Raw genomic sequence first — 26,176 nt, forward strand, 5'->3', positions numbered from 1 at the left:
CGGGTCGCCGCCCTGGGGTAGAAGCCCCGGGGTCGACGCCCCGGGGCGAGTGCCCGCTGAGTGCTTCCGGTCAGGGCCTCGTGATGCCCGCCTGGATGTCCTCGACGGTCATCTCGGTGGGACCGTCGGTGGCCGCCTGCGGGTCCATCCACAGGGCGTCCCAGCGGTGGCCGTCGGGGTCCTCGAAGCTGCGGGAGTACATGAAGCCGTGGTCCTGCGTGTCGGCCTCCGTGCCTCCCGCGGCGAGCGCCTTGCCGGCGATCTCGTCGACCTCGGCCCGGCTGTCGTGCGTGATGCTGAGCTGGACCTCGTTGCCGACCTTGGCGTCGACGAGCTCCTTGTCGGTGAAGGTCGCGAAGAAGTCCTTCCGCAGGAGCATCGCGAAGATCGTATCGCTGACGGCGACGCAGATCGCCTTGTCGTCACTGAAGGTCTCGTTGATCTCGAAGCCGAGCGCGGTGTAGAACGACCGCGACACGGACAGATCCTCGACGGCCATGCTGACGAAGATGGACTTGGGCATTGCGTCACCGCGCCTTTCCTCTGCCGGCGGCGGACGCCGTCGATCCTCCGGTCAGCATGACGAGGAGGTGCGCGGGCGTCAAGATCCTCGGCAGGCGGGCCGACGGGCTCTGGGCTGACCCGCTCCGGGCTGACCCGCTCTGGGCTGGCACCCTGCCCACGGGTGTTTCCTGTGTGCGGGCGCCGCGCCTCCGGAGCGCTGCCCGAACCCAGAAGGAGCACTCATGAAGCACACCGCACTCGGCCGCGTCGACGGCGGCCTCGACGTCGGACGCATCGGCCTCGGCCTGATGGGCATGTCGGCGTTCTACACGGGCAGCGGCACGGACGACGCCGAGTCGATCCGGGTGATCAACCGCGCGCTCGAGAAGGGCGTGACCCTGCTCGACACCGCCGACATGTACGGGCCGTTCACGAACGAGCAGCTGCTCGGCCGGGCGCTCAAGGGCACCCGCCGCGACGACGTGGTCGTCGCCACCAAGTTCGGCAACGCCACGAGCGAGCAGAAGCGCGCCGAGCGTGGCGTCGACGGACGGCCCGAGTACGTGCGCGAGTCCATCGACGGATCGTTGACCCGACTGGGCCTCGACCACGTCGACCTGTACTACCAGCACCGCGTCGACCCGCGAGTGCCCATCGAGGACACGGTGGGCGCCATGGGCGAGCTCGTCACCGCCGGCAAGGTCCGGCACCTCGGACTGTCGGAGGCGTCTCCCGAGACGATCCGGCGAGCGCACGCGACCTTCCCGATCACGGCCCTGCAGACCGAGTGGTCGCTGTGGAGTCGCGACGCCGAGGCCGAGATCCTGCCGACCGTCCGCGAGCTGGGCATCGGCTTCGTGCCGTACTCGCCGCTCGGCCGCGGATTCTTGACGGGCACCCTGCGCTCGGTCGACGAGCTCGACCCCGACGACTTCCGTCGTTTCAACCCGCGCTTCTCGGGCGACAACCTCGAGGCCAACGTGCGCATCGTCGAGCAGGTCGACGAGGTCGCCCGTCAGGTGGGCGCCAAGCCCGGCCAGGTGGCGCTCGCCTGGCTGCTCGCGAAGGGCGAGGGCATCGTGCCGATCCCGGGCACGAAGCGTCAGACGTATCTCGACGAGAACGTCGCCGCGGACGACATCGTCCTGAGCGACGAGCAGGTCGCGCAGCTCGACGACGTGGCGGCGCCGCGCGGCGACCGGTACGCCGACATGTCGACCGTCGACCGCTGAGCCCGGGCGGGCGGCGGAGCCGAGGAGGCGCGGGTACGGTCGTCGACATGGCGGACGACACCACGGGAGATGTCATCAGGAGGCGCGCGATCGTGCACGGGCGCGTGCAGGGAGTGGGCTTCCGCTTCTCGACGGAGGGCGAGGCCGACCGGCTCGGAGCGGCCGGGTTCGTCCGCAACCGTGCGGACGGGACCGTCGAGGTCGAGGTGGAGGGCGCTCCGTCGGTCGTGGACGAGATGCTGGCGTGGCTCCGCGAGGGGCCGCTCGGCGCGGAGGTGACGTCCGTCGAGATCTCGGACGAGCCTCCGGTCGGCGAGGCCGAGTTCCGCACCGTGCACTGACCCGACACTTTTCTCGGGTGCGGTGCTCACATCCGCACCTCGGCGTGCGTCTACCGGGTAGATAGCATCAGCTGGGGTGAGGAGTCGACCGTGATCGAAACACAGGGTGCCGAGGGCTCGGCCGTGCGGGCCGCACGCGTGAAGGCGGCCGAGCCGTCTCCCGGGCACGACGACACGGTGCATCGCGTGATCGAGACTCCCGTCGGTCCGCTCACCCTCGTGGCGCGGGCCGGGGGCCTCACGGCCGTCTACTACGACCAGCACAAACGGCTGCCCGACCGCGCGACGTTCGGGCCGGTCTCCACCGAGGGCATCGGCGTCGTGTCGTTCGACGAGGTCGAACGACAACTCGGCGAGTACTTCGCGGGCGAGCGTCGCTCGTTCTCGGTGCCCCTGGCACCGCGCGGCAACGACTTCGCCCGCCGCGTCTGGGGTCTGCTGGCCGCCATCCCGTACGGAGAGACGCGCTCGTACGGTGCCGTCGCGACCGAGCTCGGGGACATCGGCCTCGCGCGGGCGGTCGGCACCGCCACCGGGGCGAACCCGATCAGCATCATCGTGCCCTGCCACCGCCTCGTCGGCTCGACCGGGGCCCTGACCGGCTACGCCGGTGGGCTCGATCGCAAGCGACTCCTGCTCGCCCTCGAGGGGTCGTCCGCCGTCGATCCGTCTCGCCTGTTCTGATCCGCTCTCCATGGAGCCCTTCGAACGCCTCGTCGAGCGACACGGCGACCTGGTCTGGCGGGTCTGCCGAGCCGTGCTCGACCCGGTCCACGCCGACGACGCGTGGTCGGAGACCTTCCTCGCCGCCCTGCGCGCGTACGAGTCGCTGCCGGCCGGCTCCGACACGAAGGCCTGGCTCGTCGTCATCGCCCATCGCAAGGCCCTCGACATCCACCGCGCACGGGCCCGTCTGCCGACGCCGACCGAGCTGCTGCCCGATCGACCGGGGGTGCACGACACCCGCTCGGTGGTCGCGATCGACGACCAGGTGGCCCGCCACGAGCTGCTCATGACGGCACTGGCCCGTCTCCCGCTCGGGCAGAGACAGGCCGTCGTCTATCACCACCTCGTCGGGCTGCCCCATCGCGAGGTGGCCGACCTGGTCGGAATCAGCCACGACGCCGCCCGCCGAGCCGCCTCGGACGGGATGGCGGCGCTCCGCCGCCTCGTGGTCGACTCCGGCACCGGGGCCGCCCCTCCGCGGCGTCGGCCCCCTCCTCCGAGATCCACCCGACACGATGCTCCGCAAGGACGATCATGACAGACATCCCGTCACCCGACCAGGCCCCCTCGGCGTTCGTCCGCGAACTGACCGAGGTGGTGCGTCCGACGCCCCGCCGTCTCAGCATGCTCGCTCGCGATCTCACGGTCAGCGCCGACGAGGAGGGGCTGATCGCCATCGCGTACACCACCGTCGACACGCCCGTCGGGTCGCTGCTGCTCTGCGCCACGACGACGGGCCTGCTGCGCGTGGCCTTCGACGTCGAAGGGCATCGTGAGGTGCTCGACCGTCTGGCCGACGCGGTCAGCCCCCTGATCCTCCGCAACCCGAAGCGCCTCGACCCCGTCATGCGCGAACTGGACGACTACTTCGCCGGACGACGCCGGTCGTTCGACGTGCCCCTCGATCGCCGCCTCTCGAAAGGATTCCAGCGAACCGTGCTCGAACACCTCCCCGACATCCCCTACGGAGCGACGGCGACCTACGCCTCCGTCGCCGCGGCCTCGGGCAGCCCCCGGGCGGTCCGTGCCGTCGGCACCGCCTGTGCCACCAACCCGTTGCCGGTCGTCGTCCCGTGCCATCGCGTCGTCCGGAGCGACGGCACCGATGGCCGGTACCGCGGCGGCGAAGCCGCGAAACGCGTCCTGCTCGATCTCGAGGCCACGGCATGAGCGGGGTCGTGCTGGGCGACGACGGGCTGAAACGGCCCGTCTGGGCCTCCGTCGACCCGCTGCTGCGTGACTACTACGACACCGAGTGGGGCATGCCCGTCCGCGACGAGCAGGGCCTCTTCGAGCGGCTCAGCCTCGAGGCGTTCCAGTCAGGGCTGTCGTGGGCGACCATCCTGCGCAAGCGTCCCGCCTTCCGGGCCGCGTTCGACGACTTCGACCCCGAGCTCGTCGCCCGCTACGACGACACCGATCGAGCACGGCTCCTGGCCGACGCCGGCATCGTCCGCAACCGCCTCAAGATCGACGCGACGATCACGAACGCGCAGGCCACGCTGGCGCTGCGCGACGACGGCGGTCTCGTCGACCTGATCTGGTCGTTCCGCCCCACCGAGACACCGATGCCGGTCACCTATGCGGACGTCCCGACGACCTCGCCCGAGTCGGCGGCGCTGTCGAAGGAGCTCAAGCGACGTGGCTTCGCGTTCGTGGGCCCCACGACCATGCACGCGCTGATGGAGGCGGTCGGCATCGTCGACACGCATCTCGTCGACAGTCATCGGCGCGGCAGCTCGGGGGTGTGGTCGTGATCGCACCGATACCGACGCGTCTCCGGCTCACCGTCGACGGCCCGTACGACGCCGCGCACGCCGTCGGGCTGCTCGCGGCGCACACCGTGCCGGGAGCAGAGCGGACGGACGTCGAGTCGGGCACCCACGCGCGCCTCCTCTCGGTCGGCGGGGCGCCCGCCAGGGTCGATCTCCGGTTCACCCCCGAGGTCGTCGACGTCGAGGTGCGCACGGGGGCACCGGATGGGCTCACCGCCGCGGACGCCGCCGAGCTGTCGGCGACGATCCGGCGCTGGCTCGACCTCGACGCCGACCTCGACCGGGTCGCCGCCGCCTTCGCGGACGATGCCCTGTTGGCGCCCCTCGTCGCCGCCCGTCCCGGCATCCGCATCACCGGGCACCCGGTCGGCTTCGAGGCCGCCACGATGACCGTGCTGGGCCAACAGGTCTCGCTCGCAGCCGCGCGCACCTTCGTGGGGCGTCTCGTCGCCCACTACCCCGGCGGCGACGAGGTCCACGGACTCACGCCCTTCCCCACACCGCAGCAGATCGTCGACGCCGACCACGACGAGCTGCGGGCCGCCGTGGGTGTGACGAACTCGCGGGCCCGCACCCTGAGGGCCGTCGCGACGGCGTTCGTCGACGGTCTCGAGCTCGCGCCCGACGTCGATCACGACGACGCCCGGCGTCGACTGCTGGCGGTCTCCGGCATCGGCCCGTGGACGGTCGAGTACGTGGCCGTCCGTGCCCTCGCCGATCGCGATGCCTTCCCTGCGGGCGACCTGGTGCTCCGACGGGTCCTCGGCGGCATCAGCACGGCCGCGGCCGAGACGGCGTCTCTGCCGTGGTCGCCGCTCCGCGCGTACGCGCTGTTCCACCTGTGGGCCGATGCGATAGGCCCTCCCCAGCCCGCGCCTCCGGCCGTCTCGTCCCCAACGCCGTGAGAACGTCCCCGCGCCGACGCCCGGTACGTGTAGAACTGGCCTTGTGAGCACCTCGACCCCGCACCCCGACGCCCTCCGCGACGGCGTGCACCCGCGCCCCCGGCGCGACAGCCTCCGCGCCTGGCTCCTCGACGGCATCTCCGACGACGTCGCCTCGCATCAGGGGCCCCACGCCGAACGGGTCGAGAAGACGCACTCGTGGTGGCGCGTCATGTGCCTGACCGGCGTCGACTACTTCTCGACCCTCGGCTACCAGCCCGCCATCGCCGCCGTGGCGGCCGGTCTGCTGTCGCCGTTCGCCACCATCGTGCTCATCCTGCTGACGTTGCTCGGTGCACTGCCGGTCTATCGACGCGTGGCCCGTGAGAGTCCGCGGGGCGAGGGCTCGATCGCCATGCTCGAGAAGCTGCTCTCGTGGTGGGGCGGCAAGCTCTTCGTCCTCGTGCTGCTCGGCTTCGCCGCGACCGACTTCATGATCACGATCACGCTGTCGGCGGCCGACGCCACGGCGCACGCGGTCGAGAACCCGTTCACGCCGAGCTGGTTCCACGGTGCCGAGGTGCCGATCACCCTCGTCATCATCGCCCTGCTCGCGGCCGTGTTCCTGAAGGGCTTCAAAGAGGCCATCTCGATCGCCGTCGTGCTCGTCGGGGTCTATCTGCTGCTCAACGTCGTCGTCATCGCCGTGTCCCTGGCGCACGTCTTCGAGAACACGGCCGTCATCACCGACTGGTGGGCCGCGCTCAACCGGCAGCACGGCAACCCGCTGGTGATGGTCGGCATCGCGCTGATCGTGTTCCCGAAGCTGGCGCTCGGCCTGTCCGGGTTCGAGACCGGGGTCGCCGTGATGCCGCAGATCCGAGGTGACGCGAGCGATACGAACGCCGACCCGCGCGGCCGCGTGCGCGGTGCCAAGCGCCTGCTCGCGACCGCCGCCATCATCATGACGTCGTTCCTCCTGCTGTCGAGCATCGTCACGACGCTGCTGATCCCCCAGCGGGAGTTCCAGGCCGGCGGGGCCGCCAACGGCCGGGCGCTCGCCTATCTGGCGCACGACTACCTCGGCGCCGGTTTCGGCACGGTCTACGACATCAGCACGATCTGCATCCTGTGGTTCGCCGGCGCCTCCGCCATGGCCGGGCTGCTCAACCTCGTGCCGCGGTACCTGCCCCGCTACGGCATGGCTCCGCAGTGGGCGCGCTCGGTGCGGCCCCTGGTGCTGGTCTTCACGGCGATCGCCTTCCTCATCACGATCGTGTTCGACGCCGACGTCGACGCCCAGGGCGGGGCCTACGCCACCGGCGTGCTGGTGCTCATCACCTCGGCCTCGGTCGCGGTGACCCTGTCGGCACGGCACAAACGACAGCGCAAGCGCACCATCGGGTTCGGTGTCATCGCGGCCGTCTTCGCCTACACGACGGTCACGAACGTGTTCGAGCGACCCGACGGCGTCCGCATCGCCGCGCTGTTCATCGTCGGCATCTTGGTCGTGTCGATCGTGTCGCGCGTGCAGAGGTCGTTCCAACTGAGGGCCACGTCGGTCACGCTCGACGAAGCCGCCCGCGAGTTCGTCACCGCCGATGCCGACGACTACGGCGCGATCCGGCTCGTCGCCAACGAGCCCGACGACGGCTCGGCCCGCGAGTACAAGGACAAGATCGCCGGAGAGCGCCGCGACAGCGGCATCCCCCACCGGGCGCCCGTCATCTTCGTCGAGGTGCATTCCGCCGACTCGTCGAACTTCGAGGAGGACCTCGTCGTGCGCGGTGAGACCGTGCACGGTTATCGCGTGCTCCGGGTCAACAGCGGCAACGTGCCGAACACGCTCGCGACCGTGATGCTCGAGATCCGCGACGAGACGGGCGTCGTGCCCGACATCTACTTCGAGTGGACCGAGGGCAACCCGCTGTCGAACATGTTCCGGTTCCTGGTCACCGGCGGCGGTGAGGTCGCGCCCGTGACACGCGAGGTCCTCCGCCGAGCCGAGCCCGTGCCGGCGCGCCGCCCCGACGTCCACGTGAGCTGACCCGGCCCGGCCGACCCGCGCCTCCGGCCGGCGGGCACGGTCTGCCGCCTGCGGCCAGCCACCTGCCACCCGCCGCCTGCCACCTGCCACCTGCCGCCTGCCGCCTACTGCCCGCCACCCGCTACTGCACCGGAACGGTCGCGAATTTGCGACCATTCCGGCGTGGACGGGGCGTGGAGGCGGCGTGTCGCGGCCTGCGGCGGCGAGACGGTCGCATTCTGCCGCGGCGACGACGGGCCGGCCCTCTTGTCGGCGGGGAGCGAGATGGCATGCTGGACGGGATGACTACTCACGACACGTATCTCGACGACTTCGCCGCCTTCATCCGCTCCTCGCCGTCGTCGTACCACGCGGCCGCCGAGGCGGGCCGACGTCTGGACGAGGCCGGGTTCACGGCACTCGACGAGACCGCCGAGTGGCCGACCGGCCCCGGGCGGCGCTACGTCATCCGCGACGGTGCGGTCATCGCGTGGGTCGAGCCCGAGGGGGCGACCGCGACGACGGCCTACCGCGTCGTCGGGGCGCACACCGACTCCCCCGGGTTCAAGCTCAAACCGCAGCCGACGACGGGCACCCGCGGCTGGCTGCAGGCCGGAGTCGAGGTCTACGGCGGCCCGCTCTACAACTCCTGGCTCGACCGCGACCTCGAGTTCGCCGGGCGCCTGGTGACGCGCGACGGCGCTCAGCACCTCGTCCGCACGGGTCCGCTGCTGCGCTTCCCGCAGCTCGCCGTGCACCTCGACCGCGGTGTCAACTCCGACGGCCTGTCCCTCGACCCGCAGCGGCACCTCAACCCCGTCATCGGCGCGGGCGATCTCTCCTCGACGGACCTGCTCGGCCACCTCGCCGGACTCGCGGGCCTGACCGGTGCCGACGTCGCCGGGTACGACGTCATGGTCGCCGACACCGCCGCGCCCGCCGTCATCGGACTCGAGCACGAGCTGTTCGCGGCCGGCCGCATGGACAACCTCACGTCGACCCATGCCGGTCTCCGTGCGCTGCTCGAGGTCGCGGCGGCCGAGACGCCGCTCGACCACATCGCCGTGTTCGCGGCCTTCGACCACGAAGAGGTCGGTTCGGCGACCCCGTCGGGTGCGGCCGGCCCCCTGCTCGCCGACGTACTGACCCGCATCTCGATCGGGCTCGGTGGCAACGAGACCGATCGGTTCCGGTCGATGGCTGCCTCGTGGTGCCTCTCGGCCGACGCCGGTCACGCCGTGCACCCGAACTACCCCGAGCGCCACGACCCGGTGAACCAGCCCGTCGTGAACCGGGGCCCGTTGCTCAAGATCAACGCCAACCAGCGGTATGCGACCGACGGCCCGGGGGCGGCCGAGTGGGCTCGCTCCTGCGCCCAGGCCGACGTGCCGTACCAGGAGTTCGTGTCGAACAACGGCGTCCCGTGCGGCTCGACCATCGGCCCGATCACGGCGACGAGGCTCGGCATCCGCACCATCGACGTCGGGACCCCGCTGCTCAGCATGCACTCGGCGCGCGAGCTCTGCGGCGTGAACGACCCCGCCTACCTGTCGCGGGCGGCCGCGGCGTTCTTCGCACCGCAGGCCTGAGGCACCGCAGAACCTCGTTCCGGCCAATGAACCTCGATGTACCGAGGTTCGTTGGCCGGAACGAGGTTCGTGGCGCGCCGCCGCTACGCGAACACCTCGCCGAACCACGCCGCCCACGCGCCGCCGAGCGCACCCGAGCCTGACGAGCCCGCGCCCGCGCCCGCACCCGCGCCCGCGCCCGCGCCACCCTCGGCACCCGCGTCACCGCCGAAGCGGTGCACCGCGAGACTCACCCCCGCGCCCCACCGCTCGCGCCCGAACAGCCGGTACAACGCATCGCCCGTCCGCAGACCGATGAAGTCCTCCGTGCGGTAGTCGAGTCCGGCGGTCACCGGCCCCACACCCGGCAGGTCGACCACGAGCGCGTCGCCGACCTCGACGCCGTCCAACCCGAGGGCGTCCGCGACGCGCGCCAGGGACCCCGGGGCGTTCGACGCGGCAGGCGCGTCGACGGCGACGTACTCGGCCGCGCGCCCGGTGAAGTACGCGACGTACTGCGCCAGCGTGTGCAGGTAGAAGTCGGTGTGCCGCTGGGCGGCGTCGAGCTGCGCTTCGTCCGCGAAGACGCTCGCGTGGACGTAGTGCAGGGTCGTCGTACCCTCGTCGTCCGCGATGACGTGGTCGAGCACGTTGAACCAGCCGTCCTCGCCGTCCGTGCGGTTGGCGTACCGGTGCGGCGGGTCCCAGTGCGTGACGCGTCCGACCGACGCGACCGCGCCTCCTTCGCGTTCCTCGAGGTCCATCGGCCAGAGCCAGCCGGCGGTCCCCGTCGTCACGGCCGCGAAGACGACCTCGGGGGCGGCGGCCAGCGACACGTCGCGGACGATCTCGGACTCGGGCATGTCGGCTCCTCATGCTTCGGCCACCGTCGGTGGCGGCCGGTCGAGCCGATCCTGCCACGCGCGACCGCGCCACCGGCAGACCCCACAGGCGATCGACCCGACGAGCAGCGGCCCTGACACGCAAAAGCCCCGACACGGCACCGGCCCGCGACGCGCCCGTCAGCACGCGCCGAGCCCCGCTCTGCCACACTGATCCGATGACCAGGAGGCGCGACGACGACGACCGCGAACGCCTCGACACGCAGGTGCGCGTCTCCCGCGTCGAGCGCGGCTCGATGTCGGTCCGGGTCAGCACGATCGGCGATACCTCGAACCGCGCCTTCGTGCTGGTGCCCGGCATCGGCGTCTCGTCCGATTACTTCGAACGTCTGGCGCCGAACCTCAACGAGTTCGGGCCGGTGCATGCCCTCGACCTGCCGGGCTTCGCCGGGGTGCCGCACCCCGAGCACGCCCTGTCGATCCGCGAGTACGCGGACCTCGTCGGCGCGGCGATCGACGAGCTCGGACTCGACGACCCCATCGTGGTCGGTCACTCCATGGGAACCCAGGTCGTGGTCGAGCTGGCTGCGCGGCGATCCGACCTCTCGACGCTCGTGCTCATCGGCCCCGTCGTCAACGCGGCCGAGCGGAAGGTCCTGACCCAGGGGGTGCGGTTCCTGCAGGCGTCCTGGCACGAGCCGGGCCGGGTCAAGTTCCTGGCCGTCAGCGCCTACCTCGTCTGCGGGTTCCGGTGGTTCTCGCGCATCCTGCCGAAGATGATGACCTTCCCGATCGAAGAGCGTCTGCCGTCCGTCCGGGCCGACACGCTCGTGATCCGCGGCGAGTACGACGCGGTCGCACCGCGGGCGTGGATCGAGCGCGTCGGCCAGCTGCTGCCGTCGTCCCGGCTCTGGGAGATCCCCGGCGCTGCGCACTCGGTGATGCACGCCCACGCCGACGAGGTCGCCCGACTCTGCGTCGAGCACGCCGAGCAGCCGATCTCCGCCGACGAGCCGCGCCTCGTGCACCGATACGACGGCGCGCCCGAGGCCTCCGAGCGCGAGTACCGGCCCAGCCCGCTCGAGTTCGTCCGCGGGGTCGCGGCCCGCATCTCGGAGATGTCGGCGTCGGTCCGCAACGACGACGATGCGATCGCGGAGGCGAAGTCGAGGCACGCGGAGGCGATGGCCGACGCGTTCGACGACACAGACACAGACACAGACACAGACGCAGACGCGCACGCAGACGACGCCAGCCCGGACGCCGCCGGTGCCGAGCACGGCGACGAAAGCCCCGCGGCCAGCCGACGCGACTGACCCCGTCCGTTCTCCCGAGCCGCGCCCCCCGCTACCCCAGCCCCGTCACCGTCAGCACGATGAGCGCGAGGTTCAACGCGACGACGACGCCGGTGGCCGCCCAGGCCGCGATGCGGGTCGGCAGCCGGTTGCGCCCCGACCCCATCAGCGCGGGGTCGCTCGTCGCCCGGACGAGCGGCACGAGGGCGAACACGATGCCGAAGCTCAGCACGACCTGACTCAGCACGAGCAGCCACGTCGGGCTGACCCCGGTCCCGAGCAGGATGAGCGCCGGCACGAGCGTCACGACGCGACGGACGAACAACGGGATGCGCACGTGCAGCAACCCCCGCATGATCTCGGCTCCGGCCATGGCGCCGACCGAGGTCGAGGCGAGCCCCGAGGCGAGCAGGCCGATGCCGAACAGCAGGCCGACGAGCGGGCCGAGGGTCTCGGTGATGGCGCGATGGGCGCCTGGGATGGTGTCGGTGTCGCTCCGCCCGGCGAGGGTCGAGGCGGCGAGCACGAGCATGGCGATGTTGACGGCGCCCGCGACGATGAGCGCCAGGACGACGTCGACCCGCGTGGCCTTCAGCACGCGACGGCGGTCGACGCCCTCGGCGACGTGGCCGTGGTGGTCGCGCGTGAGCGCGGAGTGCAGGTAGACCGCGTGCGGCATGACCGTCGCGCCGAGCATGGACGTCGCGAGCAGCACGCTCGTCGTGCCCTCGAACCGGGGCACGAGCCCGGCGAGCATGCCCGACGGCGAGGGCGGTGCGAACAGCAGCCCCGCGCAGAACCCGATCGACAGCACGACCAGCAGCGCGATGACGGCGTTCTGGAACACGCGCCCACCGCGGTACCGCGTCAAGAGCAGCAGCCCGAGCGACGCCGCCCCGGTGAGGAGCCCGCCCACGACGAGCGGCACGCCGAACAGCAGCTGCAGCGCGAGGGCCCCGCCGATGATCTCGGCGACGTCGGTGGCGGCGGCGACGATCTCGGCCTGACCCCAGAATGCGAGCCGGGAGGAGCGTGGGAGGCGCTGGCCGAGGACCTCGGGCAGCGACCGGCCGGTCACGATGCCGAGTTTGGCCGACAGGTACTGCACGAGCACGGCGATCGCGTTGGCCAGCACGAGCACCCAGAGCAGCAGGTACTGGTACGACGCGCCCGCGGTGAGGTTGGCGGCGACGTTGCCGGGGTCGACGTAGGCGATGGCGGCGACGAACGCCGGTCCGAGCAGCAGGCCTCGCGGCCGAGGAGGTCGGATGGTGGCCGGCGGGGCAGCGTCGGTCGTCGTCATGCGTCGACCCTAGCGTGAATTTCGGCGTGCCGAATAATTGCTTACGCCCCCTCGCAACCCGAACGACGAACCGCCCCCGTCGCCGTGGGACCAGGGCGACGGGGGCGGTTCGAGAGAGGAGACGCTATTTGGTGGCGACCGTGATGGTGGCGACGCCGACGAGCATCTCGTCCTGGACGGCGTCGGTCTTGAACGTGCTGTTCAGCAGTCCGGCCGCGTCGGGGCTGATGTGCACGGTGGTGCCGGTCAGGACGGCGTTGTCGCCCTGCATCTGCAGCGGCTTCAGCGAGCCGCCCCAGAGGTTGAACAGGTAGGCGTGGCTGGCGACGGTCTCGCCGTTCACGACCACGTCGCCGTAGAGCTTCGAGGCACCGGGGTCGATGTCGAAGTTCTTCAGCTCGACGACCGTCGAGCCCGCCGTGAGGCTGAGGCCGGACCCGTCGTGCTGGACGTCGCCCTGCACGTAGGGACGCACGTCGCCGTCGGGGTCGTAGTACGTGACGTTGCCGCCCGTGATCGGGAACGAGAACGTGCCGTCGGTGAACGTCGCGGTGCCGACCACCCCGGGGGTGAGGCCGAGCGACGTCAGCGCGGACACGAACGACGAGTCGACCGCGACCTTCGTGTCGACGCCCTTGGTCAGGCTGGGCAGCGTCGCGAGCGGGGTCTCCGTCGCCGAGGGCTCGGCCGAGACCGTCGGGTTGGCGCGGTGGGTCGGGGCCGTGTTGTTGCTGGCCGAGTCTGACGTCGAGGCGCACGCGGCGAGTCCGAAGGCGAGGGCGCCGACGGCGGCGATGCCGGCCGCACTGCGGATCAGACCGGTGGGGGTGATGCTGCGCATGGAGTGTCCTTGTCTGTGTTTCCCGGTGGGGATGTCGGGGATTCGACACCCGCACCTGATCGGTTTGCCCGCCGGAGGCGGCGCGAGAGGCGGTCGAGAAGCGGGGGGAGGGTGCGTCGGCTCAGATCGGCTCGGCGACGAAGCGGTCGACCTTCCGGTGGTACCGCTGGCCCAGCAGACCGCCGAGCACCGCGCCTCCGAAGCTCAGGACGACGAGCAGCGCGACGAACACGATGAGCACGAGGGACGAGTCGAGGCCCGTGCCGTACGAGGGCACGACGCCGTCCGGAGCCCGCATGTCGCGCCCCTGCGTCCCGGCGATCGCTCCGACCACCGCGACGACGATCGAGATGACGAGACCCCAGAGCCACGTCGCGAGGCCCTGCTTGAACCCGCTGAAGCGGGCGATGCGCGAGGCCGCGTAGCCGCCGACGAAGTAGCCGACGAACACGATCACGAGCACCGCGATGCCGATCACGGACGCGAGCACCTCGGCGTTGTCACCGGCGAAGCGCAGTCGCTCCTCGCCCGAGCGGGCCGAGACCGAGACGTAGACGCCGAGCACGGCGAGCACGATCGAGATGGCGACGAAACCGACGCCCGTCGCCGTGAACCAGCCGAGCAGGCCGGCTCCGAAGCGGATGCCGCCGAACTCCTCCTTCTGCTCCGCGAGCAGGTCGCGACGCGCCTCCACCGGGTCGACGGCGTCGACGACGGGGGCGGGTCGCAGGCCGGGCTCCGCGGCGGCCGGGGCGACGACCGTCGGTGCGTCGTGCGCCCACGGACGGGCCGGAGAACCCGCAGGAGGCTCGGTGTCGGTCACCGGGGCAGCGACCGTCGGCGAGTCGTCGCCTCGCGATCCCGGCTCGGGAGTCGCGGCCGTGTGCGCCTCGGCGGCCCGCAGCGCCTCGTCGTCGTGCAGCGGTCGGCGCGGCTCGGTCGAGGCCGCCCAGGCGGCGGTCGGCGCGGCGGCGGCCCCGGATGCCACGGCGTCGTCGTGAGTGTCGGTGCCCTCGGGTGCGACGGCATCATCGTGCGTCGCGGCGCCCTCGCGGGTCGAGGTGGCCTGGTGGGTGACGGCCGAGTCCTCGGGGGCGACGGCCGGCTCCCGCGGACCGTCGGAGAAGGCGGTGTCGGCCGTTCCTGCGGTGTCGACGGAGCCGGCGGCGCGCCGGTCGTCGACGTGCTCGTCGCCCTCGACGCGGGCGGCGAGGTTCTCTTCGAAGTCGGAGTGGTTCTCGGCGGCCGACGGCGCGTCGGCGGCGTCATCACGGGTGACGGCGCCATCGCGGGTGACGTCGCCCTCGCGGGTCACGTCGTCGTCGGCCGGGTCGACCGCGGGGTACCGGGGGGCGCCGTCCGCCGCGGAGCCGTCCGCCGGGGTGTCGGCGGGGTGCGAGTCGGAGGGGTACGAGTCGGACGACGGCGGGCCGTCGACGCGGGAGGTGCCGAAGTCGACGGTGGGGCTGTCGTCGCCGGCGGGGCGGTCGTCGCGCTCGGGGCGCGAGGGGCGGTCGCCCCGGGGGTCGTTCGCGTCGGTCATGATGCTCCTCAGTCGTTCTGTTCCGCGTCGTGCGTCTGCCGTCGTGGGGCGGACGTCCGCCTGTGATCCTCGTGAACGGTACGCCCACAGCGCGCACTCAGCCGGGAGCCCTCGCCTACAGAGAGGACTTGCGCAGCCTGCAGAGCCTGCGCCGCGCCTCCTCGGAGCCCGCCCCGCACGCTCCCGAGCCGTTACCGTGGAGGCGAGACACCATTCGCCGCGATCACGAGGACACCGACGTCATGACCGAATCCCCCGCCACCGGCACGATGCCCCGCATCCGTCCGAACCCCGACATCGCCCGGTCCTGGCTACTCGTCCCGGGCACCGCCCCGCAGACCTTCGACGCGGCGGCCTCGTCGCGCGCCGACCAGATCGTGCTCGACATCGAGGACGCGGTCGACCCCAAGCGCAAGCCCGAGGCCCGTGCCGACGTCGTCGCCTGGCTGACCAACGGCGGACAGGCCTGGGTCCGCATCAACGACCGCTCGACCGCGTTCTGGTCGGACGACGTCGACGCCCTCCTCGGCCTCCCCGGTCTGCAGGGCGTCATGCTCGCGAAGACCGAGGCGCCCGAGCACGTGACCGAGACGTTCGACCGGCTCGGCGGCTCGACCCGCGTGCTGGCGCTCGTCGAGTCGGCCCTCGGCATCGAGGATGCCCCCTCGATCGCGAAGGCCCGCGGTGCGTTCCGCCTCGCGTTCGGCAGCGGCGACTACCGTCGCGACACCGGCACGAGCGCCGACGACCTCGCCATGGCGTACCCCCGCTCCCGCCTCGTCGTCGCGAGCCGCATCGGCGGTCTGCCCGGCCCGATCGACGGCCCGACCGTCGGCAGCAGCCACCCGGTGCTGCGCGAGCAGTCGTCCGTGGCCGTCGCACTCGGCCTCACCGGCAAGCTCTGCCTCGACGTCGAGCAGCTGCCCGTCATCAACGAGGTCATCAGCCCGACGCCGTCGGACGTCGCCTGGGCGCAGGACTTCCTGGCCGACTTCGAGTCCCGCGGCCGCGTCATCCGCGACGGCAGCGACCTGCCGCGCCTCGGACGCGCCCAGAAGATCGAGAAGCTCGCGTCGGCGTTCGGAGTGATGCCGGCGACCTGATCGGATTCTCCTCTCGATGTTGACTTAACGATATTCAACGATCTATCGTTGAGCTATCGCGAACGGTCGTTCGCGGAGCGATGTCCGCATCGCCCCCACATCATCGAGAGGAGTACCTCATGGGTACCGTTCACCACCACCACGAGAACGATCAGCACGAGGGCAACGCCGGTCGATTCGGCCGCCCGTTCGGCCGCGGATTCCGCCCCGGCGGGCCCGGCTTCGGCTTCGGCCCGGGCGCCGGTTTCGGCCCCGGCGGGCCCGGCTTCGGCTTCGGTCCCGGCCGCGGCGGACGCGGCCGCGCTCGCAAAGGCGACGTCCGGCTCGCCATCCTGTCGCTGCTCGCCGACGCCCCGTCGAACGGCTACGGCCTGATCAAGTCGATCGCGGAGCGCACCGACGGCGCCTGGAAGCCGAGCCCCGGCTCGGTCTACCCGACGCTGCAGCAGCTCGTCGACGAAGACCTCGTCTCGAGCGACGACACCGGCGCCAAGACGGTCTTCGCCCTGACCGAGGCCGGCCGCGCGTTCGTCACCGAGAACGGCGACGCCATCGCCAAGGCCTGGGCCGCTTCGACCGAGGGCGCCGACGACCACGACGAGTTCACCACCAGCGTCATGAAGCTGGTCGGTGTCGTGAAGCAGTTCCGCTTCGACGGCACCGAGGCCCAGCGTGCCGCGGCGGTCGAGAAGCTCGACGAGACCCGTCGCGCGCTGTACGCCATCCTCGCCGACTGACCCGCGCCTCCTGACGGCTCGATCGTCGCCGAACCCGGCACCGACACCGGCCCCGCTCGCATCGCGACGGGGCCGGTGTCGTGTCGCGACGGGGCCGCGCGCCGAGGGCGGACAGCCGGAGGCGCGGGTCCACTTCGGTCGCGTGTCAGTGGTCACGGGCAGGATCGAGTCAGACGCACGCACGTCGGCTCCCCCGGCTGACCCGCGCTGCCGGCACGACACGCGGTGTCGCCACGACACCCGCCACCGATCGACGACGCGAGGAGAACCGCATGACCAGCACCGATCCCGCAGACCGCCCGCACACCGGCCAGCCCGCCGACCTGCCCGCCGACCTTGGCGACAGCCCTCGGGTCCCTGCCGGCCTCTCGGACGCCGACGCGACGGACGCCGACGGCACGGCGGCCTACGACAGCAGCCTCTCCGACCCGGAGGCGCAGGCGGCCGCCGGCTACGACCCCGAGTTCCTCGCCGTGCGGGTGCCGCTGCCGGGCTCGGGCGGCCGCGAGGTCCGCGATCTGCCCTACGTGCACTTCAGCGTGCTGCTCGACCCCGCTCGCCGACTCCCCGCCCTGACCGCCGTCAACATCGACGGCGCCGATCCCGTCGACCTCGAGCGGGGCGACGACTGGCATCTCGACGAGCGCATCCCCGAGAGCGAGCAGGCCGGGCCCGAGATCTACGCCCGCAACGATCTCGACCGCGGTCACCAGGTCCGCCGCCGCGACCCCGTCTGGGGCGAGCCGTCCGTCGCGTCGCGCGCCAACCTCGACACGTTCACGTACACGAACTGCGCGCCGCAGGCCGCCGAGTTCAACCAGTCGAAGGAGCTCTGGCTCGGACTCGAAGACCAGGTGCTGACCTACGCCGACGCCCATCGTCTGCGCGTCTCCGTCTTCACCGGGCCCGTGTTGCAGCCCGATGATGCTCCTTATCGGGGCATCCGCATCCCGCGCCTGTTCTACAAGATCGTGGTGTGGGCCGTCGACCGGGGAGCCGCGCTCCGGGCCGCCGGGTACGTGCTCGACCAGTCGCCGCAACTCGACGGCATCGACCTCGAGGCGGCGTTCGCCCAGACGCACGAGGCCGGCGATCCGCCACCGCTCGGGCCGTATCGTACGTTCCAGGTGCCGATCCGCGACATCGCCGAGCTCACGCGCCTCGAGCTCGCCCAGCTCGCGGCCGTCGACTCGCTCCAGACGGTGCCCACGGTCCAGCCGCCCGACGGTGTCCGCTTCGGCTGGGTGCCCCTGACGGAGAACGACCAGCTGACCTTCTGAGGGGCCGAGCCACGACAGCTCGATCTGTCGAGGCCGCGCCCGTGGCCGGGCGGGGCGGCCGTGGTCGTGGCAGATCTCAGATCATCCCGATCGCGAGGACGTACAGCGTGGCGCCGACACCGGCGAGGGAGGCGGCCAGGGCGATCGCCGACGGCGCACCGCGCAGACGGAATCCCATGACCACGACGAACCCGACCCCGACGGCCACCTCGACCGCCCAGTAGACGGGGTTGGTCGTGTCGGCGACGCGGAGCAGACCGTGCAGCCCTTCACCGATCGGCACGGTGGCGATGGCGGCCGTCGCCAGTGCCGTCCGGATCGCCGCCCGTGACCGGAGCCACACGGCGGCCACCCCGAGCACGGGGCCGACGACCAGGGCGAGAATCGACCAGATGCTCGTCAGGCCGCCGTCGTAGAAGAAGCCCCCGGCGGTCGACACGACCCCGTAGCCGACGTTCATCAGGACGAGCGACGCCAGGGCGACGAGGGCCCCGAGCCACCAGCGAGGACGCAGGGCGGCGGTCAGGGCGACGGCGACGAGGGCCCACGGGGCCGCCGAGTTGGCCAACGACCCGAGCGCGTCGGGCAGGTGCTGTTGACCGATCGAGGTCAGCCCTCCGACGACGAACGCCGCGAGCAGGACCACCGCGACACCGAGGGCGATCCGCGCCGGGCCGCGTCGCGCGGGTCGCGGGCTCCGGGACGACCGGCCCCGACGGACGCTCGCGAGACGATCGCGCCCGAGAGCCCGCTCGTCGGGGGCGACGTCGGCCGCCGACCAGATGGAGCGCAGCGGGCGGGGCGGTGCCTCGGTCTCGATCGCGATCATGCCGCCAGGCTAGGGTCGCGCCTCGCCGCCCAGCATCCGCCACGAGGATGAGCCGCGTCGTCCCCGGGGACCGTCGTGCGCCTCCGAGTCCCAGGACGATCACGGGGAGATCCGAGGGCGGCGTGGCACACTGATCCGCGATGTCCACCGCAGACCGAGAAGCCGGAGCGGGCCGCGAGTCGGCCGCCGGCCTCGCCCGCTCGCTGACCGTCGCCCGTCATCAGGACGTCGCGCCGATCCGGGTGACGCCGTGGCGGGACGCCCGTGTGTCGTTCGCCGTGCCGCTCGCGGCGCGAGGCGCCGCCGCGGACGTGCTCGACCTGCTCGACGACCCCGAGCTGCACTTCTCGGCCGGTCTCCGCCGCGGGCATCTCGCCCTGCTGCCATCGCCCCTCGCCCTCACACGCGTCGTGCTGTCGTGGGAGTGGTCGGTCGACGCCGCCGACTTCGTCGTGCACTCGTTCGAGGCCACCCCGTTCGACACCGCGCAACGCTCGCGCCTCGAACGCTGGATGCGGGCCAGCGCCGTCCGGCTCGTGGCGGCGCAACACGACATCGATACCGCCGCGTCCGACACGGCCGGCCGGGTCGCCCGCGGCGACGGGGTCGAGTCCGCCGCGCAGGTCGCGATCGGAGGCGCGGCGCACGACGACGACGGACCCGTCGAGGTGGTGATCGGCACGGCCCTCGCGAGCACGGTCGACCCCGCGACCCGCCTCGTCGACGTCCGACTGCCCGATCCCACGGACCCGGGCTGGGAGGTCTTCGTCGACGCCCGGAACGGCGACACCCTCGGCTACCGCCAGACGTTGCAGCGCGACGGCGAGCCCTACGCGTTCAGCTACTTCGTCGCCGATCACGTCGACGAGGTCACGCCGGGCGATCTCGTGCACTGGCACGACCAGCACATCCAGCGCCAGATGCTCGACGAGGACATCCGCCAGGTGATGGTCCACCTGATGAGCGGTCTCGAGGCACCGGCCAGCGTGCGCTACCCGCGCTGACGACCCGCGCCTCCTTCGCCCTCAGGCCCAGAGCCCCCTACGGTCGCTCGTCGACGATCGCGACGAAGCGGCTGCCCACGCCGTCGACCTCGCGTCGGGCGAGGCCCGGCTCGGGCTCGGGCAGTTCGTCGGCGCCGTGGTCGTCGCAGCTGAGGTACGTGTAGTCGGGCCACCACTTCTTCGGGCGCGCAGCCTCGTGGTACCCGCAGACGACGCACTCGAGGTCGACCCAGACCTTCTTGCCCGTGCGGTTGGCGCGCGACTGGACCAGCCAGGCCGGCGGTTCGGCCTCGATGGCGGCGAGCTCGGCCTCGGTCATCCGGGTCGGCAGATCGTGGCGGCGAGCCATCTCGAGCGGGATGTCGAGCCGCAGGGCGGCGTCGCGTCGCGTGATCATCGGCGTCAGGCTACCGTCAGGCCCGTCGCGGCGGAACCGTCGATCGGCTTCTCGTAACAGAGCGACTGCGGGATGGTCGTGACGTAGGGCTCGTACACGGGGATGCGCGTGTAGCCGATCTTCTCGTAGAGGGCGACGGCGTCGGGCTGGCGGTCGCCCGTCTGCAGGACGAGCCGGTGCGCACCACCCTCGCGGGCGATGTCCTCGAGCGCTTCCATCAACAGGCGGCCGACGCCGCGGCCACGCTGAGAGCCGTCGACGATGACACGCTTGACCTCCCACTCGCCCCGGCGGTCGTGCAGGACGGCGTGTCCGAACGCCTGCCCGGCGTCGTCGACCACGAGGACGCTGGCGTGCACGTGCGCCGGGTCGATCGCGAGGGCGGCCTCGCGGGCACGGGTGATCTCGACCGGCTCCTGCCGCTCGAGCGGGTCGCCGTAGCGCTCGTTCATCTCGACGCCCATGGCGTCGCGCAGGGCGACGGCCCGGGGGTCGTCGTAGTCGATGCGCTCGACGTGCAGGGCGGGCGGGGCGGAGGAGGCGGTGGTGCTGGTGGTCGTCACCGGTCCATTATCCGCGCCTTCCGCGCTCGACGGGACCCGTGCCTCCGGCCGGGGTTCCGTGGGGAGGCGCGCGTTACGAGATCGGGACGCCTCGGGCGGCCATGAACGGGATCGGGTCCTGCGGCGAGCCGTTGATGCGGGTCTCGAAGTGCAGGTGGCAACCGGTCGAGTTGCCGGTCGACCCGACGAGTGCGATCAGCTGCCCGGCGACGACCGACTGGCCGTTGCGGACCTTGATGCCGCCGTTGACGATGTGGCCGTAGGCGGTGGAGATGCCGCCGCCGTGGTTGATGCGCACGTAGTTGCCGTAGCCGCCGTACGCTCCGGCGTAGTTGACCGTGCCGGCGCTGGCCGCGTAGATCGGGGTCGAGCAGCCGGGTGCGAGGTCGACGCCCTCGTGCAGCTTCCACTCCTTGGTGACCGGGTTGACGCGATAGCCGAAGCCGCTGGAGATGTGGCCGCCACCGGGGCGGACCCAGGCGCCGCCACCGCCGCCACCACCGGACGAGACGGGAGGCGCCGGGTTCGACGGCCTGGACGGCGTCGCGGGAGTCGTGGGTCGGGCCGCTGCCGCAGCCGCAGCCGCCGCTGCCGCCGCTGCCGCTGCGGCCGCCGCGGCTTCCGCCTGCTGCTGCCGCAGGATCTCGGCCTGACGCGCCGCCTCGGCCTGGCGAGCGGCCTCGGCCTCTTTCTCCTTCTGGACACCCTCGGCGTACTGGGCCTCCGTCTGCGAGGTCGCATTCTGCAGCGCCGAGAGCTGCGCCTCGAGGCGCCCCTGGTTCTCGTTCTGCTCCTCGACGGCGGCCGCCGCCGCGTCCGAGGCCTGCTGCGCCTGGTCCATCGTGACCTTGGCGTCGTCCTTGAGGGCGGTCAGCGCCTTCTTCGCGACATTGGCCTGATCGGTCAACGACTGGGCGACGTTGCGGTCGTTCACGGCCTGCTGGCGGATGCCGTCGGCCTGTTCGGTCAGCTTGCTCATCGCGCCGAGGCGGTAGAGCAGGTCGCCGGCACCGGTCGTGTCGCCGATCAGCTGCGTGGACACGTCGCCGCCGCCGGTGCGGGCCAGCTGGGCCGTGACCTGTCCGGCACGCTGCTCGCTCGCCTTGGCGACCGCATCCTGCGCATCGGCCTGCGACTGGAGCTCGTCGGCCTTGAGCGAGCCTTGGTCGGCCGCGTCCTGAGCGCTCTGGAAGGCGGTGCCGAGACGGTCCGCCTCCGCCTGCTTGCTCGACGCGTCGGACTGGAGCTGGGCGAGGAGGCCCTGCAGCGTCTGGATCTGCTGCTGCTTCGCGGCCTCGTTCGAGCGCGCGGCCGTCACGTCGTCCCAGCTGGGGTAACCGGCGATCGCGCGCGCGGGGCTTCCGCCGACCAGCACTCCGGCGATCACGACGGCCAGCGCGAGCAGCATGGTGAGCACCACCGGCAGCGGGCCGGTGGGCAGGCGGAGGCGCGAGGACGTCGAGAGGTGAAGCTGTGTCACGGGATACCCATCTGTTCCCGACGCCGTCACGCGAGGACCGCGCTCTGACCCTGACCGGCGGGGAACTCCGTCCACCCTAGGCGTGAGAAGCGAAAGGGTAAACCTCTGCGTGAAGGTTTCTTGACATCCGACCCACCCCCCGTTCGTGTGACACGTGTGACTCGTGTGACTCGCGCGGCATCGTGCAGAGACCGTCGAGGGTGCCGTCAGCGCCCGTCGAACGCGGTGTTGAGGCGGTTCAGGGCATCGGCCAGACGCCCCACCGACTCGACCGGCCAGTCGACCAGGCGCTCGGCGAGGGCGGCGCGGTTGGCGTCGACCGAGCGCGCCAGCAGCTCTTCGCCCTTCGACGTGACGTGCAACGGTCGGCCACGGCCGTCGGGCTCCTCACCGATGCCCACGCCGACGAGCCCCGCCGACTCGAGGCCCGTGAGCTGCCGCGACACCGTCGACCGGTTCAACGAGAAGTCGGCGGCGATGTCGATGGCGCGACACCCCGGGTTCGCGGCGATGAACGAGAGCAGCGAGTGCTCGACGAACGACAGGGGCGCGCTCATCCGGCGGGCCCGCGAGACCGCTCGGAGCGAGACGGTCTCGAGCTCCCGGTACACCCGGTCGACGGCGTCGCTCTCTTCGCTCACGCCGTCAACCCTAACGAGGAGGCACGGGTCGGCCGTCGAGGCGGCGACCGGAATAGAGGCGTACTGTTGCATGTTGCACTATGCAACTGAACCATCGAGGAGACCCGTGACGACGACACCGACCTACCGCACCGAGCCGCCCGAGCGCGGCACCGACCTGACCCGGGCGACCCCGACGGGTCACCGGCCGGGCGGCGGGCACAGCGTGCACATCCACCTCGAGCACTCCCGCGCCCGCCGGGTGACTCCCCCGAGTGCCGCGGTCTGGAAGTCGCTCGGTCTGCACGTCCTCATCCCCCTCTTCCTGGCTGCGGGGATGGCCCTGTCGTACCTCGGCGCCTTCCACGCACCCAGCCCGCACCACCTGCCCGTGGCGATCGTCGGCAGCAGCGCCGAGACCGAGGTCTTCGCCCAGAAGCTCCACGACGCGGCGCCCGAGAAGCTCGACGTCCGCACCGTCGCTGATTCCGCCGCAGCGCGGGCCCAGGTGGCCGACCGGTCGATCGCGGCCGCCTTCGAGGCCTCGGGGACGTCCGCGACCCTGTACGTGTCGTCCGCGGCCTCCGACACCACCGCCTCCGTCGTCGAGAAGGTCTTCCTGCCCATCGCGTATCAGCAGGGCCTGCCGATCCGGGTCGACGACGTCGTCCCCTCGGGCAGCGGCGACCCGACCGGGCAGGGGCTGTTCTTCTTGCTCGTCGCGCTCAGCGTCGGCGGCTATGCCAGTGCCGCCGCCATCTCGGCCGTCGCGGCGCGCGTCCGACTCGGCTGGCGCCTCCTCGTGTCCGTCGTGACGGCCGGCCTCGTCGCCGGGATCGGCGCGATCGTCGTCGGCCCCGTCTATCACGTGATCGACCACTCGACGTGGAACGTCTGGCTGCTCGCCTGGCTCTACGTCACGGCGATCATCGTGATCGGCGTCGGGCTGCATCCCGTGCTGCGGCACTGGACGACACCGGCCCTGACGATGCTGTTCGTCATGCTGAACTTCACGAGCTCGGGCGGGGTCTTCGCCTCGGCGCTCGTGCCGCCGTTCTTCTCGGCGCTGAACTCGTTCTGGAACGGAGCCGCGTGGCTGCACGCCGCGCAGACCGCCGTGTACTTCCCCGCACAGTCGATCGGACGGGACGCCCTGACGCTCTCGATGTGGTTGGCCGTCGGGCTGCTGCTCGCCGTCGCCACGCACGTGTGGAGCGCCCGGCGCACCCGTCTCGCGGACGAGCGCGTCGCCGTCCGCGAGGACGAGGAGGGCATCGCGGCGTAGGCCGACAACCCTGCGGCCGGGTACGACGTGTCACACTCGACGGGTGACGACGACGCACGCGGACGACACCTGGAACTGGGCGCACAGCTACTCCTACGGGGCGGCGCGCATCGAGCAGCCGGGGTCGGTGGCCGAGCTCCAGCAGCTCGTGGCCGACAGCCCGCGCATCCGGGCACTCGGCACGCGCCACTCGTTCAGCGACGTGGCCGACGGGCCGGGGGTGCTCGTCTCCACGCTCGGTCTGCCCGCGGACCCCGTCGCGGCGCCGGACGGTCGCACGATCACGATCGGTGCCGGGTGCACCTACGCGACCGCCGCCTCCTTCGCGGACTCGCAGGGTCTCGCCCTGCTCAACATGGGCTCGCTACCGCACATCTCGGTGGGTGGCGGTATCGCGACGGGCACGCACGGCTCGGGCACCGCGCTCGGCAGTCTGTCGAGTGCGGTCGCGGCGCTCGAGATCGTCGGAGCCGACGGCGAGCTACGGGTCGTGCGCCGCGGTGACGCCGACTTCGACGGCAGTGTGATCGCGCTCGGGGCGCTCGGCGTCGTGACCCGCGTCACGCTCGACGTTCAGCCCGGTTTCCGCATGCGGCAGGACACCTACGTGGACCTGCCGTGGTCGGCCGCTCAGGAGTCCTTCGCCGACATCATGGCGGCGGGCTACAGCGTCAGCCTGTTCCACGAGTTCGACGGACGGGTGCGCGAGGTGCTCGTGAAGACGCGCATCCCCGACGGGCAGGACGACGTCGACGTGCCGACCGAGCTGTTCGGCGCGCGGCTGCGCCCCGTCGACGAGCACGCCGAGGTGACGGGCACGAAGTCCACGCCGATGGACGGCGTCGTCGGGCCGTGGTGGGACCGGCTGCCGCACTTCCGCATCGACGCGACACCCTCGGTCGGCGCCGAGCTGCAGAGCGAGCACTTCGTGGCGATCGGCGACGCCGCCGCCGCACTCGACGCGATCGCCGAGCTCGGCGACGCGATCCGACCGCACCTCTTCACCAACGAGGTGCGCACCGTGCGCGGCGACGACCTCTGGCTGAGCCCGACGCCGGTGGACAGCGTCGGCCTCGCGTTCACCTGGAAGCCGCACGCGGCCGAGGTGACCGCGCTCATCCCCCGCATCGAGGAGGCGCTGGCCCCGTTCTCGCCGAGAGCGCACTGGGGCAAGCTGTCGGCTCTGAACCCGGCCGAGGTCGCCCGCGGCTACGCCCGATTCGACGACTTCGCCGCGCTCGTGGCCCGCGTGGACCCGAGCGGGGTGTGTCGCGGCCCGGCGCTCGAGCGGCTGCTCGGCGCGCAGGCCTGAGGCCGCGGGCTAGTAGCCCTCGCCGGTCGGGTCGGCCGCCGACGGGTCGACGAGCTGCTCGCCTCCGACGGGCAGCCCCTCCCAGCCGAGCATCTGCCAGCCGTCGTCGAACGAGCCCTCGAGCACGACGACGCCGGTGTTCTCCAGCAGATGCGACGCCATGAAGTCACCGTCGATGTTGTCGGCGCGAGACCCCGCCCACACGCGGATCGCCGCCCCGTGGCTGACGACGGCCACCGTCTCCTGACCGGTCGCGACCGCCGCGGCGATGCCGGCGTCGTAGCGCGCGAAGAACTCGTGGCCGTCCTGCGCACCCGGCACGCGCACGTCGAGGTCGCCCGACACCCACGAGAGCACCGCGGCCATGTAGATCGAGACCGAGACGTGGTCGGTCTTCAGTTCGAGGTCGCCGGCCTCGACCTCGCGCAGTCCGTCGTCGATCACGGGCGCGAGGCCGAGCCGCGCGGCGAGCGGCGCGGCGGTGAGCTGCGTCCGCACGAGATTCGAGACGAGGATCGCGCCGATCGACTCACCGGCCAGGGCATCGGGCAGGGCCTCTGCCTGGCGCCGGCCGAGCGTCGTCAGCCCGACGCCGGGGGCGGTGGTGCCGAGGGCTCCCCGGACGTTGTCGGGTGTCTGGCCGTGGCGGATCAGAAGGAGGCGCATAGACGGCCAGCGTATCGGGC

27 protein-coding genes are annotated in these 26,176 nt (G+C 71.9%); 16 read left to right on the forward strand and 11 right to left on the reverse strand.

What is annotated here, in order from left to right:
- Positions 1 to 70: 70 nt before the first annotated feature.
- Positions 71 to 523 carry a VOC family protein gene (locus ACPEEZ_RS11875; protein ID WP_423919209.1) on the reverse strand — a complete coding sequence of 151 codons (453 nt, stop codon included), beginning with the start codon at positions 521 to 523 and terminating at the stop codon, positions 71 to 73.
- A 223-nt stretch (positions 524 to 746) separates the two neighbouring features.
- Here ACPEEZ_RS11875 and ACPEEZ_RS11880 point away from each other — a divergent pair, with 223 nt between their 5' ends.
- The 9 genes from ACPEEZ_RS11880 (at position 747) to ACPEEZ_RS11920 (ending at position 9,077) form a co-directional block, all read left to right on the forward strand.
- Positions 747 to 1,736, forward strand: a complete 990-nt coding sequence (locus tag ACPEEZ_RS11880; protein WP_423919212.1) for an aldo/keto reductase — start codon at positions 747 to 749, stop codon at positions 1,734 to 1,736.
- 47 nt (positions 1,737 to 1,783) lie between these two features.
- On the forward strand, positions 1,784 to 2,077 hold the full coding sequence (locus ACPEEZ_RS11885) for an acylphosphatase (protein ID WP_423919214.1): 294 nt from the start codon (positions 1,784 to 1,786) through the stop codon (positions 2,075 to 2,077).
- Positions 2,078 to 2,167: 90 nt separating this feature from the next.
- Positions 2,168 to 2,761, forward strand: coding sequence for a methylated-DNA--[protein]-cysteine S-methyltransferase (locus ACPEEZ_RS11890; protein ID WP_423919216.1), 594 nt, complete (start codon positions 2,168 to 2,170; stop codon positions 2,759 to 2,761).
- A 10-nt stretch (positions 2,762 to 2,771) separates the two neighbouring features.
- Positions 2,772 to 3,341: an RNA polymerase sigma factor gene (locus ACPEEZ_RS11895; protein ID WP_423919218.1), complete on the forward strand. Its 570-nt coding sequence runs from the start codon at positions 2,772 to 2,774 to the stop codon at positions 3,339 to 3,341.
- Complete coding sequence (locus ACPEEZ_RS11900) at positions 3,338 to 3,973, forward strand: methylated-DNA--[protein]-cysteine S-methyltransferase (protein WP_423919221.1); 636 nt, start codon at positions 3,338 to 3,340, stop codon at positions 3,971 to 3,973. The genes ACPEEZ_RS11895 and ACPEEZ_RS11900 overlap by 4 nt, the downstream gene beginning before the upstream one ends.
- Positions 3,970 to 4,560, forward strand: a complete 591-nt coding sequence (locus ACPEEZ_RS11905; RefSeq protein WP_423919224.1) for a DNA-3-methyladenine glycosylase I — start codon at positions 3,970 to 3,972, stop codon at positions 4,558 to 4,560. Before ACPEEZ_RS11900 ends, ACPEEZ_RS11905 begins: the two co-directional genes overlap by 4 nt.
- Positions 4,557 to 5,483: a DNA-3-methyladenine glycosylase family protein gene (locus ACPEEZ_RS11910; RefSeq protein WP_423919227.1), complete on the forward strand. Its 927-nt coding sequence runs from the start codon at positions 4,557 to 4,559 to the stop codon at positions 5,481 to 5,483. The genes ACPEEZ_RS11905 and ACPEEZ_RS11910 overlap by 4 nt, the downstream gene beginning before the upstream one ends.
- Before the next feature lie 43 nt (positions 5,484 to 5,526).
- Positions 5,527 to 7,509, forward strand: a complete 1,983-nt coding sequence (locus ACPEEZ_RS11915) for an amino acid transporter (protein ID WP_423919230.1) — start codon at positions 5,527 to 5,529, stop codon at positions 7,507 to 7,509.
- Between the two features lie 281 nt (positions 7,510 to 7,790).
- Positions 7,791 to 9,077, forward strand: coding sequence for a M18 family aminopeptidase (locus tag ACPEEZ_RS11920; protein ID WP_423919233.1), 1,287 nt, complete (start codon positions 7,791 to 7,793; stop codon positions 9,075 to 9,077).
- An 83-nt stretch (positions 9,078 to 9,160) separates the two neighbouring features.
- On the opposite strand, the gene ACPEEZ_RS11925 is transcribed toward ACPEEZ_RS11920, so the two are convergent.
- Complete coding sequence (locus tag ACPEEZ_RS11925; RefSeq protein ID WP_423919235.1) at positions 9,161 to 9,919, reverse strand: SRPBCC family protein; 759 nt, start codon at positions 9,917 to 9,919, stop codon at positions 9,161 to 9,163.
- A gap of 197 nt (positions 9,920 to 10,116) precedes the next feature.
- Here ACPEEZ_RS11925 and ACPEEZ_RS11930 point away from each other — a divergent pair, with 197 nt between their 5' ends.
- Positions 10,117 to 11,214, forward strand: coding sequence for an alpha/beta fold hydrolase (locus ACPEEZ_RS11930; RefSeq protein WP_423919237.1), 1,098 nt, complete (start codon positions 10,117 to 10,119; stop codon positions 11,212 to 11,214).
- A gap of 31 nt (positions 11,215 to 11,245) precedes the next feature.
- Here the strand turns inward: ACPEEZ_RS11930 and ACPEEZ_RS11935 are convergent, their stop codons facing one another.
- The 3 genes from ACPEEZ_RS11935 to ACPEEZ_RS11945 all read right to left on the reverse strand — a co-directional run bounded on the left by ACPEEZ_RS11935 (position 11,246) and on the right by ACPEEZ_RS11945 (position 14,880).
- A complete protein-coding gene (locus ACPEEZ_RS11935) occupies positions 11,246 to 12,496 on the reverse strand; it encodes an Nramp family divalent metal transporter (RefSeq protein ID WP_423919240.1) in 1,251 nt (416 codons plus the stop codon).
- A gap of 124 nt (positions 12,497 to 12,620) precedes the next feature.
- Complete coding sequence (locus tag ACPEEZ_RS11940; protein WP_423919242.1) at positions 12,621 to 13,337, reverse strand: hypothetical protein; 717 nt, start codon at positions 13,335 to 13,337, stop codon at positions 12,621 to 12,623.
- A 121-nt stretch (positions 13,338 to 13,458) separates the two neighbouring features.
- Positions 13,459 to 14,880 (reverse strand): TIGR04086 family membrane protein, encoded by a 1,422-nt coding sequence (locus ACPEEZ_RS11945; protein WP_423919245.1) that lies wholly within the window; start codon positions 14,878 to 14,880, stop codon positions 13,459 to 13,461.
- A 242-nt stretch (positions 14,881 to 15,122) separates the two neighbouring features.
- Between ACPEEZ_RS11945 and ACPEEZ_RS11950 the strand changes: the two genes are divergently transcribed.
- The 3 genes from ACPEEZ_RS11950 to ACPEEZ_RS11960 all read left to right on the forward strand — a co-directional run bounded on the left by ACPEEZ_RS11950 (position 15,123) and on the right by ACPEEZ_RS11960 (position 18,000).
- On the forward strand, positions 15,123 to 15,983 hold the full coding sequence (locus ACPEEZ_RS11950) for an HpcH/HpaI aldolase/citrate lyase family protein (RefSeq protein ID WP_423919248.1): 861 nt from the start codon (positions 15,123 to 15,125) through the stop codon (positions 15,981 to 15,983).
- 119 nt (positions 15,984 to 16,102) lie between these two features.
- Positions 16,103 to 16,720: a PadR family transcriptional regulator gene (locus ACPEEZ_RS11955; protein WP_423919251.1), complete on the forward strand. Its 618-nt coding sequence runs from the start codon at positions 16,103 to 16,105 to the stop codon at positions 16,718 to 16,720.
- 272 nt (positions 16,721 to 16,992) lie between these two features.
- Positions 16,993 to 18,000 carry a DNA/RNA non-specific endonuclease gene (locus tag ACPEEZ_RS11960; protein ID WP_423919254.1) on the forward strand — a complete coding sequence of 336 codons (1,008 nt, stop codon included), beginning with the start codon at positions 16,993 to 16,995 and terminating at the stop codon, positions 17,998 to 18,000.
- 76 nt (positions 18,001 to 18,076) lie between these two features.
- Here ACPEEZ_RS11960 and ACPEEZ_RS11965 read toward each other — a convergent pair whose 3' ends face one another.
- The gene (locus tag ACPEEZ_RS11965; RefSeq protein ID WP_423919256.1) at positions 18,077 to 18,829 is read right to left on the reverse strand and encodes a DUF6518 family protein; all 753 of its coding nucleotides are present in this window, start codon (positions 18,827 to 18,829) and stop codon (positions 18,077 to 18,079) included.
- A 140-nt stretch (positions 18,830 to 18,969) separates the two neighbouring features.
- Between ACPEEZ_RS11965 and ACPEEZ_RS11970 the strand changes: the two genes are divergently transcribed.
- Positions 18,970 to 19,833 (forward strand): hypothetical protein, encoded by an 864-nt coding sequence (locus ACPEEZ_RS11970; RefSeq protein WP_423919259.1) that lies wholly within the window; start codon positions 18,970 to 18,972, stop codon positions 19,831 to 19,833.
- Between the two features lie 37 nt (positions 19,834 to 19,870).
- On the opposite strand, the gene ACPEEZ_RS11975 is transcribed toward ACPEEZ_RS11970, so the two are convergent.
- The 4 genes from ACPEEZ_RS11975 to ACPEEZ_RS11990 form a co-directional block, all read right to left on the reverse strand.
- Entirely contained in the window at positions 19,871 to 20,230 is a 360-nt protein-coding gene (locus tag ACPEEZ_RS11975) for a hypothetical protein (RefSeq protein WP_423919261.1), read from the reverse strand.
- Between the two features lie 5 nt (positions 20,231 to 20,235).
- Complete coding sequence (locus ACPEEZ_RS11980; protein ID WP_423919264.1) at positions 20,236 to 20,793, reverse strand: GNAT family N-acetyltransferase; 558 nt, start codon at positions 20,791 to 20,793, stop codon at positions 20,236 to 20,238.
- Between the two features lie 73 nt (positions 20,794 to 20,866).
- On the reverse strand, positions 20,867 to 22,273 hold the full coding sequence (locus ACPEEZ_RS11985; RefSeq protein WP_423919267.1) for a peptidoglycan DD-metalloendopeptidase family protein: 1,407 nt from the start codon (positions 22,271 to 22,273) through the stop codon (positions 20,867 to 20,869).
- Between the two features lie 206 nt (positions 22,274 to 22,479).
- Entirely contained in the window at positions 22,480 to 22,914 is a 435-nt protein-coding gene (locus tag ACPEEZ_RS11990; protein WP_423919270.1) for a MarR family winged helix-turn-helix transcriptional regulator, read from the reverse strand.
- Positions 22,915 to 23,020: 106 nt separating this feature from the next.
- Between ACPEEZ_RS11990 and ACPEEZ_RS11995 the strand changes: the two genes are divergently transcribed.
- Together ACPEEZ_RS11995 and ACPEEZ_RS12000 are read left to right on the forward strand one after the other, a co-directional pair.
- Positions 23,021 to 24,178 carry a hypothetical protein gene (locus ACPEEZ_RS11995; RefSeq protein ID WP_423919273.1) on the forward strand — a complete coding sequence of 386 codons (1,158 nt, stop codon included), beginning with the start codon at positions 23,021 to 23,023 and terminating at the stop codon, positions 24,176 to 24,178.
- 43 nt (positions 24,179 to 24,221) lie between these two features.
- Positions 24,222 to 25,490 carry an FAD-binding protein gene (locus tag ACPEEZ_RS12000; RefSeq protein ID WP_423919275.1) on the forward strand — a complete coding sequence of 423 codons (1,269 nt, stop codon included), beginning with the start codon at positions 24,222 to 24,224 and terminating at the stop codon, positions 25,488 to 25,490.
- Positions 25,491 to 25,499: 9 nt separating this feature from the next.
- On the opposite strand, the gene ACPEEZ_RS12005 is transcribed toward ACPEEZ_RS12000, so the two are convergent.
- Positions 25,500 to 26,156 carry a histidine phosphatase family protein gene (locus tag ACPEEZ_RS12005; protein WP_423919278.1) on the reverse strand — a complete coding sequence of 219 codons (657 nt, stop codon included), beginning with the start codon at positions 26,154 to 26,156 and terminating at the stop codon, positions 25,500 to 25,502.
- Positions 26,157 to 26,176 lie beyond the last annotated feature (20 nt).

Origin of the sequence: Frigoribacterium sp. 2-23, assembly GCF_049601585.1 — a bacterium.
GTDB lineage: Bacteria > Actinomycetota > Actinomycetes > Actinomycetales > Microbacteriaceae > Frigoribacterium.

What these genes read in the sequence shown, in the direction of transcription:
- ACPEEZ_RS11875 (WP_423919209.1), bottom strand. Translation starts at nt 523, where the DNA reads ATGCCCAAGTCCATCTTCGTCAGCATGGCCGTCGAGGATCTGTCCGTG.
- ACPEEZ_RS11880 (WP_423919212.1), top strand. Translation starts at nt 747, where the DNA reads ATGAAGCACACCGCACTCGGCCGCGTCGACGGCGGCCTCGACGTCGGA.
- ACPEEZ_RS11885 (WP_423919214.1), top strand. Translation starts at nt 1,784, where the DNA reads ATGGCGGACGACACCACGGGAGATGTCATCAGGAGGCGCGCGATCGTG.
- ACPEEZ_RS11895 (WP_423919218.1), top strand. Translation starts at nt 2,772, where the DNA reads ATGGAGCCCTTCGAACGCCTCGTCGAGCGACACGGCGACCTGGTCTGG.
- ACPEEZ_RS11900 (WP_423919221.1), top strand. Translation starts at nt 3,338, where the DNA reads ATGACAGACATCCCGTCACCCGACCAGGCCCCCTCGGCGTTCGTCCGC.
- ACPEEZ_RS11905 (WP_423919224.1), top strand. Translation starts at nt 3,970, where the DNA reads ATGAGCGGGGTCGTGCTGGGCGACGACGGGCTGAAACGGCCCGTCTGG.
- ACPEEZ_RS11920 (WP_423919233.1), top strand. Translation starts at nt 7,791, where the DNA reads ATGACTACTCACGACACGTATCTCGACGACTTCGCCGCCTTCATCCGC.
- ACPEEZ_RS11925 (WP_423919235.1), bottom strand. Translation starts at nt 9,919, where the DNA reads ATGCCCGAGTCCGAGATCGTCCGCGACGTGTCGCTGGCCGCCGCCCCC.
- ACPEEZ_RS11930 (WP_423919237.1), top strand. Translation starts at nt 10,117, where the DNA reads ATGACCAGGAGGCGCGACGACGACGACCGCGAACGCCTCGACACGCAG.
- ACPEEZ_RS11935 (WP_423919240.1), bottom strand. Translation starts at nt 12,496, where the DNA reads ATGACGACGACCGACGCTGCCCCGCCGGCCACCATCCGACCTCCTCGG.
- ACPEEZ_RS11940 (WP_423919242.1), bottom strand. Translation starts at nt 13,337, where the DNA reads ATGCGCAGCATCACCCCCACCGGTCTGATCCGCAGTGCGGCCGGCATC.
- ACPEEZ_RS11945 (WP_423919245.1), bottom strand. Translation starts at nt 14,880, where the DNA reads ATGACCGACGCGAACGACCCCCGGGGCGACCGCCCCTCGCGCCCCGAG.
- ACPEEZ_RS11950 (WP_423919248.1), top strand. Translation starts at nt 15,123, where the DNA reads ATGACCGAATCCCCCGCCACCGGCACGATGCCCCGCATCCGTCCGAAC.
- ACPEEZ_RS11955 (WP_423919251.1), top strand. Translation starts at nt 16,103, where the DNA reads ATGGGTACCGTTCACCACCACCACGAGAACGATCAGCACGAGGGCAAC.
- ACPEEZ_RS11960 (WP_423919254.1), top strand. Translation starts at nt 16,993, where the DNA reads ATGACCAGCACCGATCCCGCAGACCGCCCGCACACCGGCCAGCCCGCC.
- ACPEEZ_RS11965 (WP_423919256.1), bottom strand. Translation starts at nt 18,829, where the DNA reads ATGATCGCGATCGAGACCGAGGCACCGCCCCGCCCGCTGCGCTCCATC.
- ACPEEZ_RS11970 (WP_423919259.1), top strand. Translation starts at nt 18,970, where the DNA reads ATGTCCACCGCAGACCGAGAAGCCGGAGCGGGCCGCGAGTCGGCCGCC.
- ACPEEZ_RS11975 (WP_423919261.1), bottom strand. Translation starts at nt 20,230, where the DNA reads ATGATCACGCGACGCGACGCCGCCCTGCGGCTCGACATCCCGCTCGAG.
- ACPEEZ_RS12005 (WP_423919278.1), bottom strand. Translation starts at nt 26,156, where the DNA reads ATGCGCCTCCTTCTGATCCGCCACGGCCAGACACCCGACAACGTCCGG.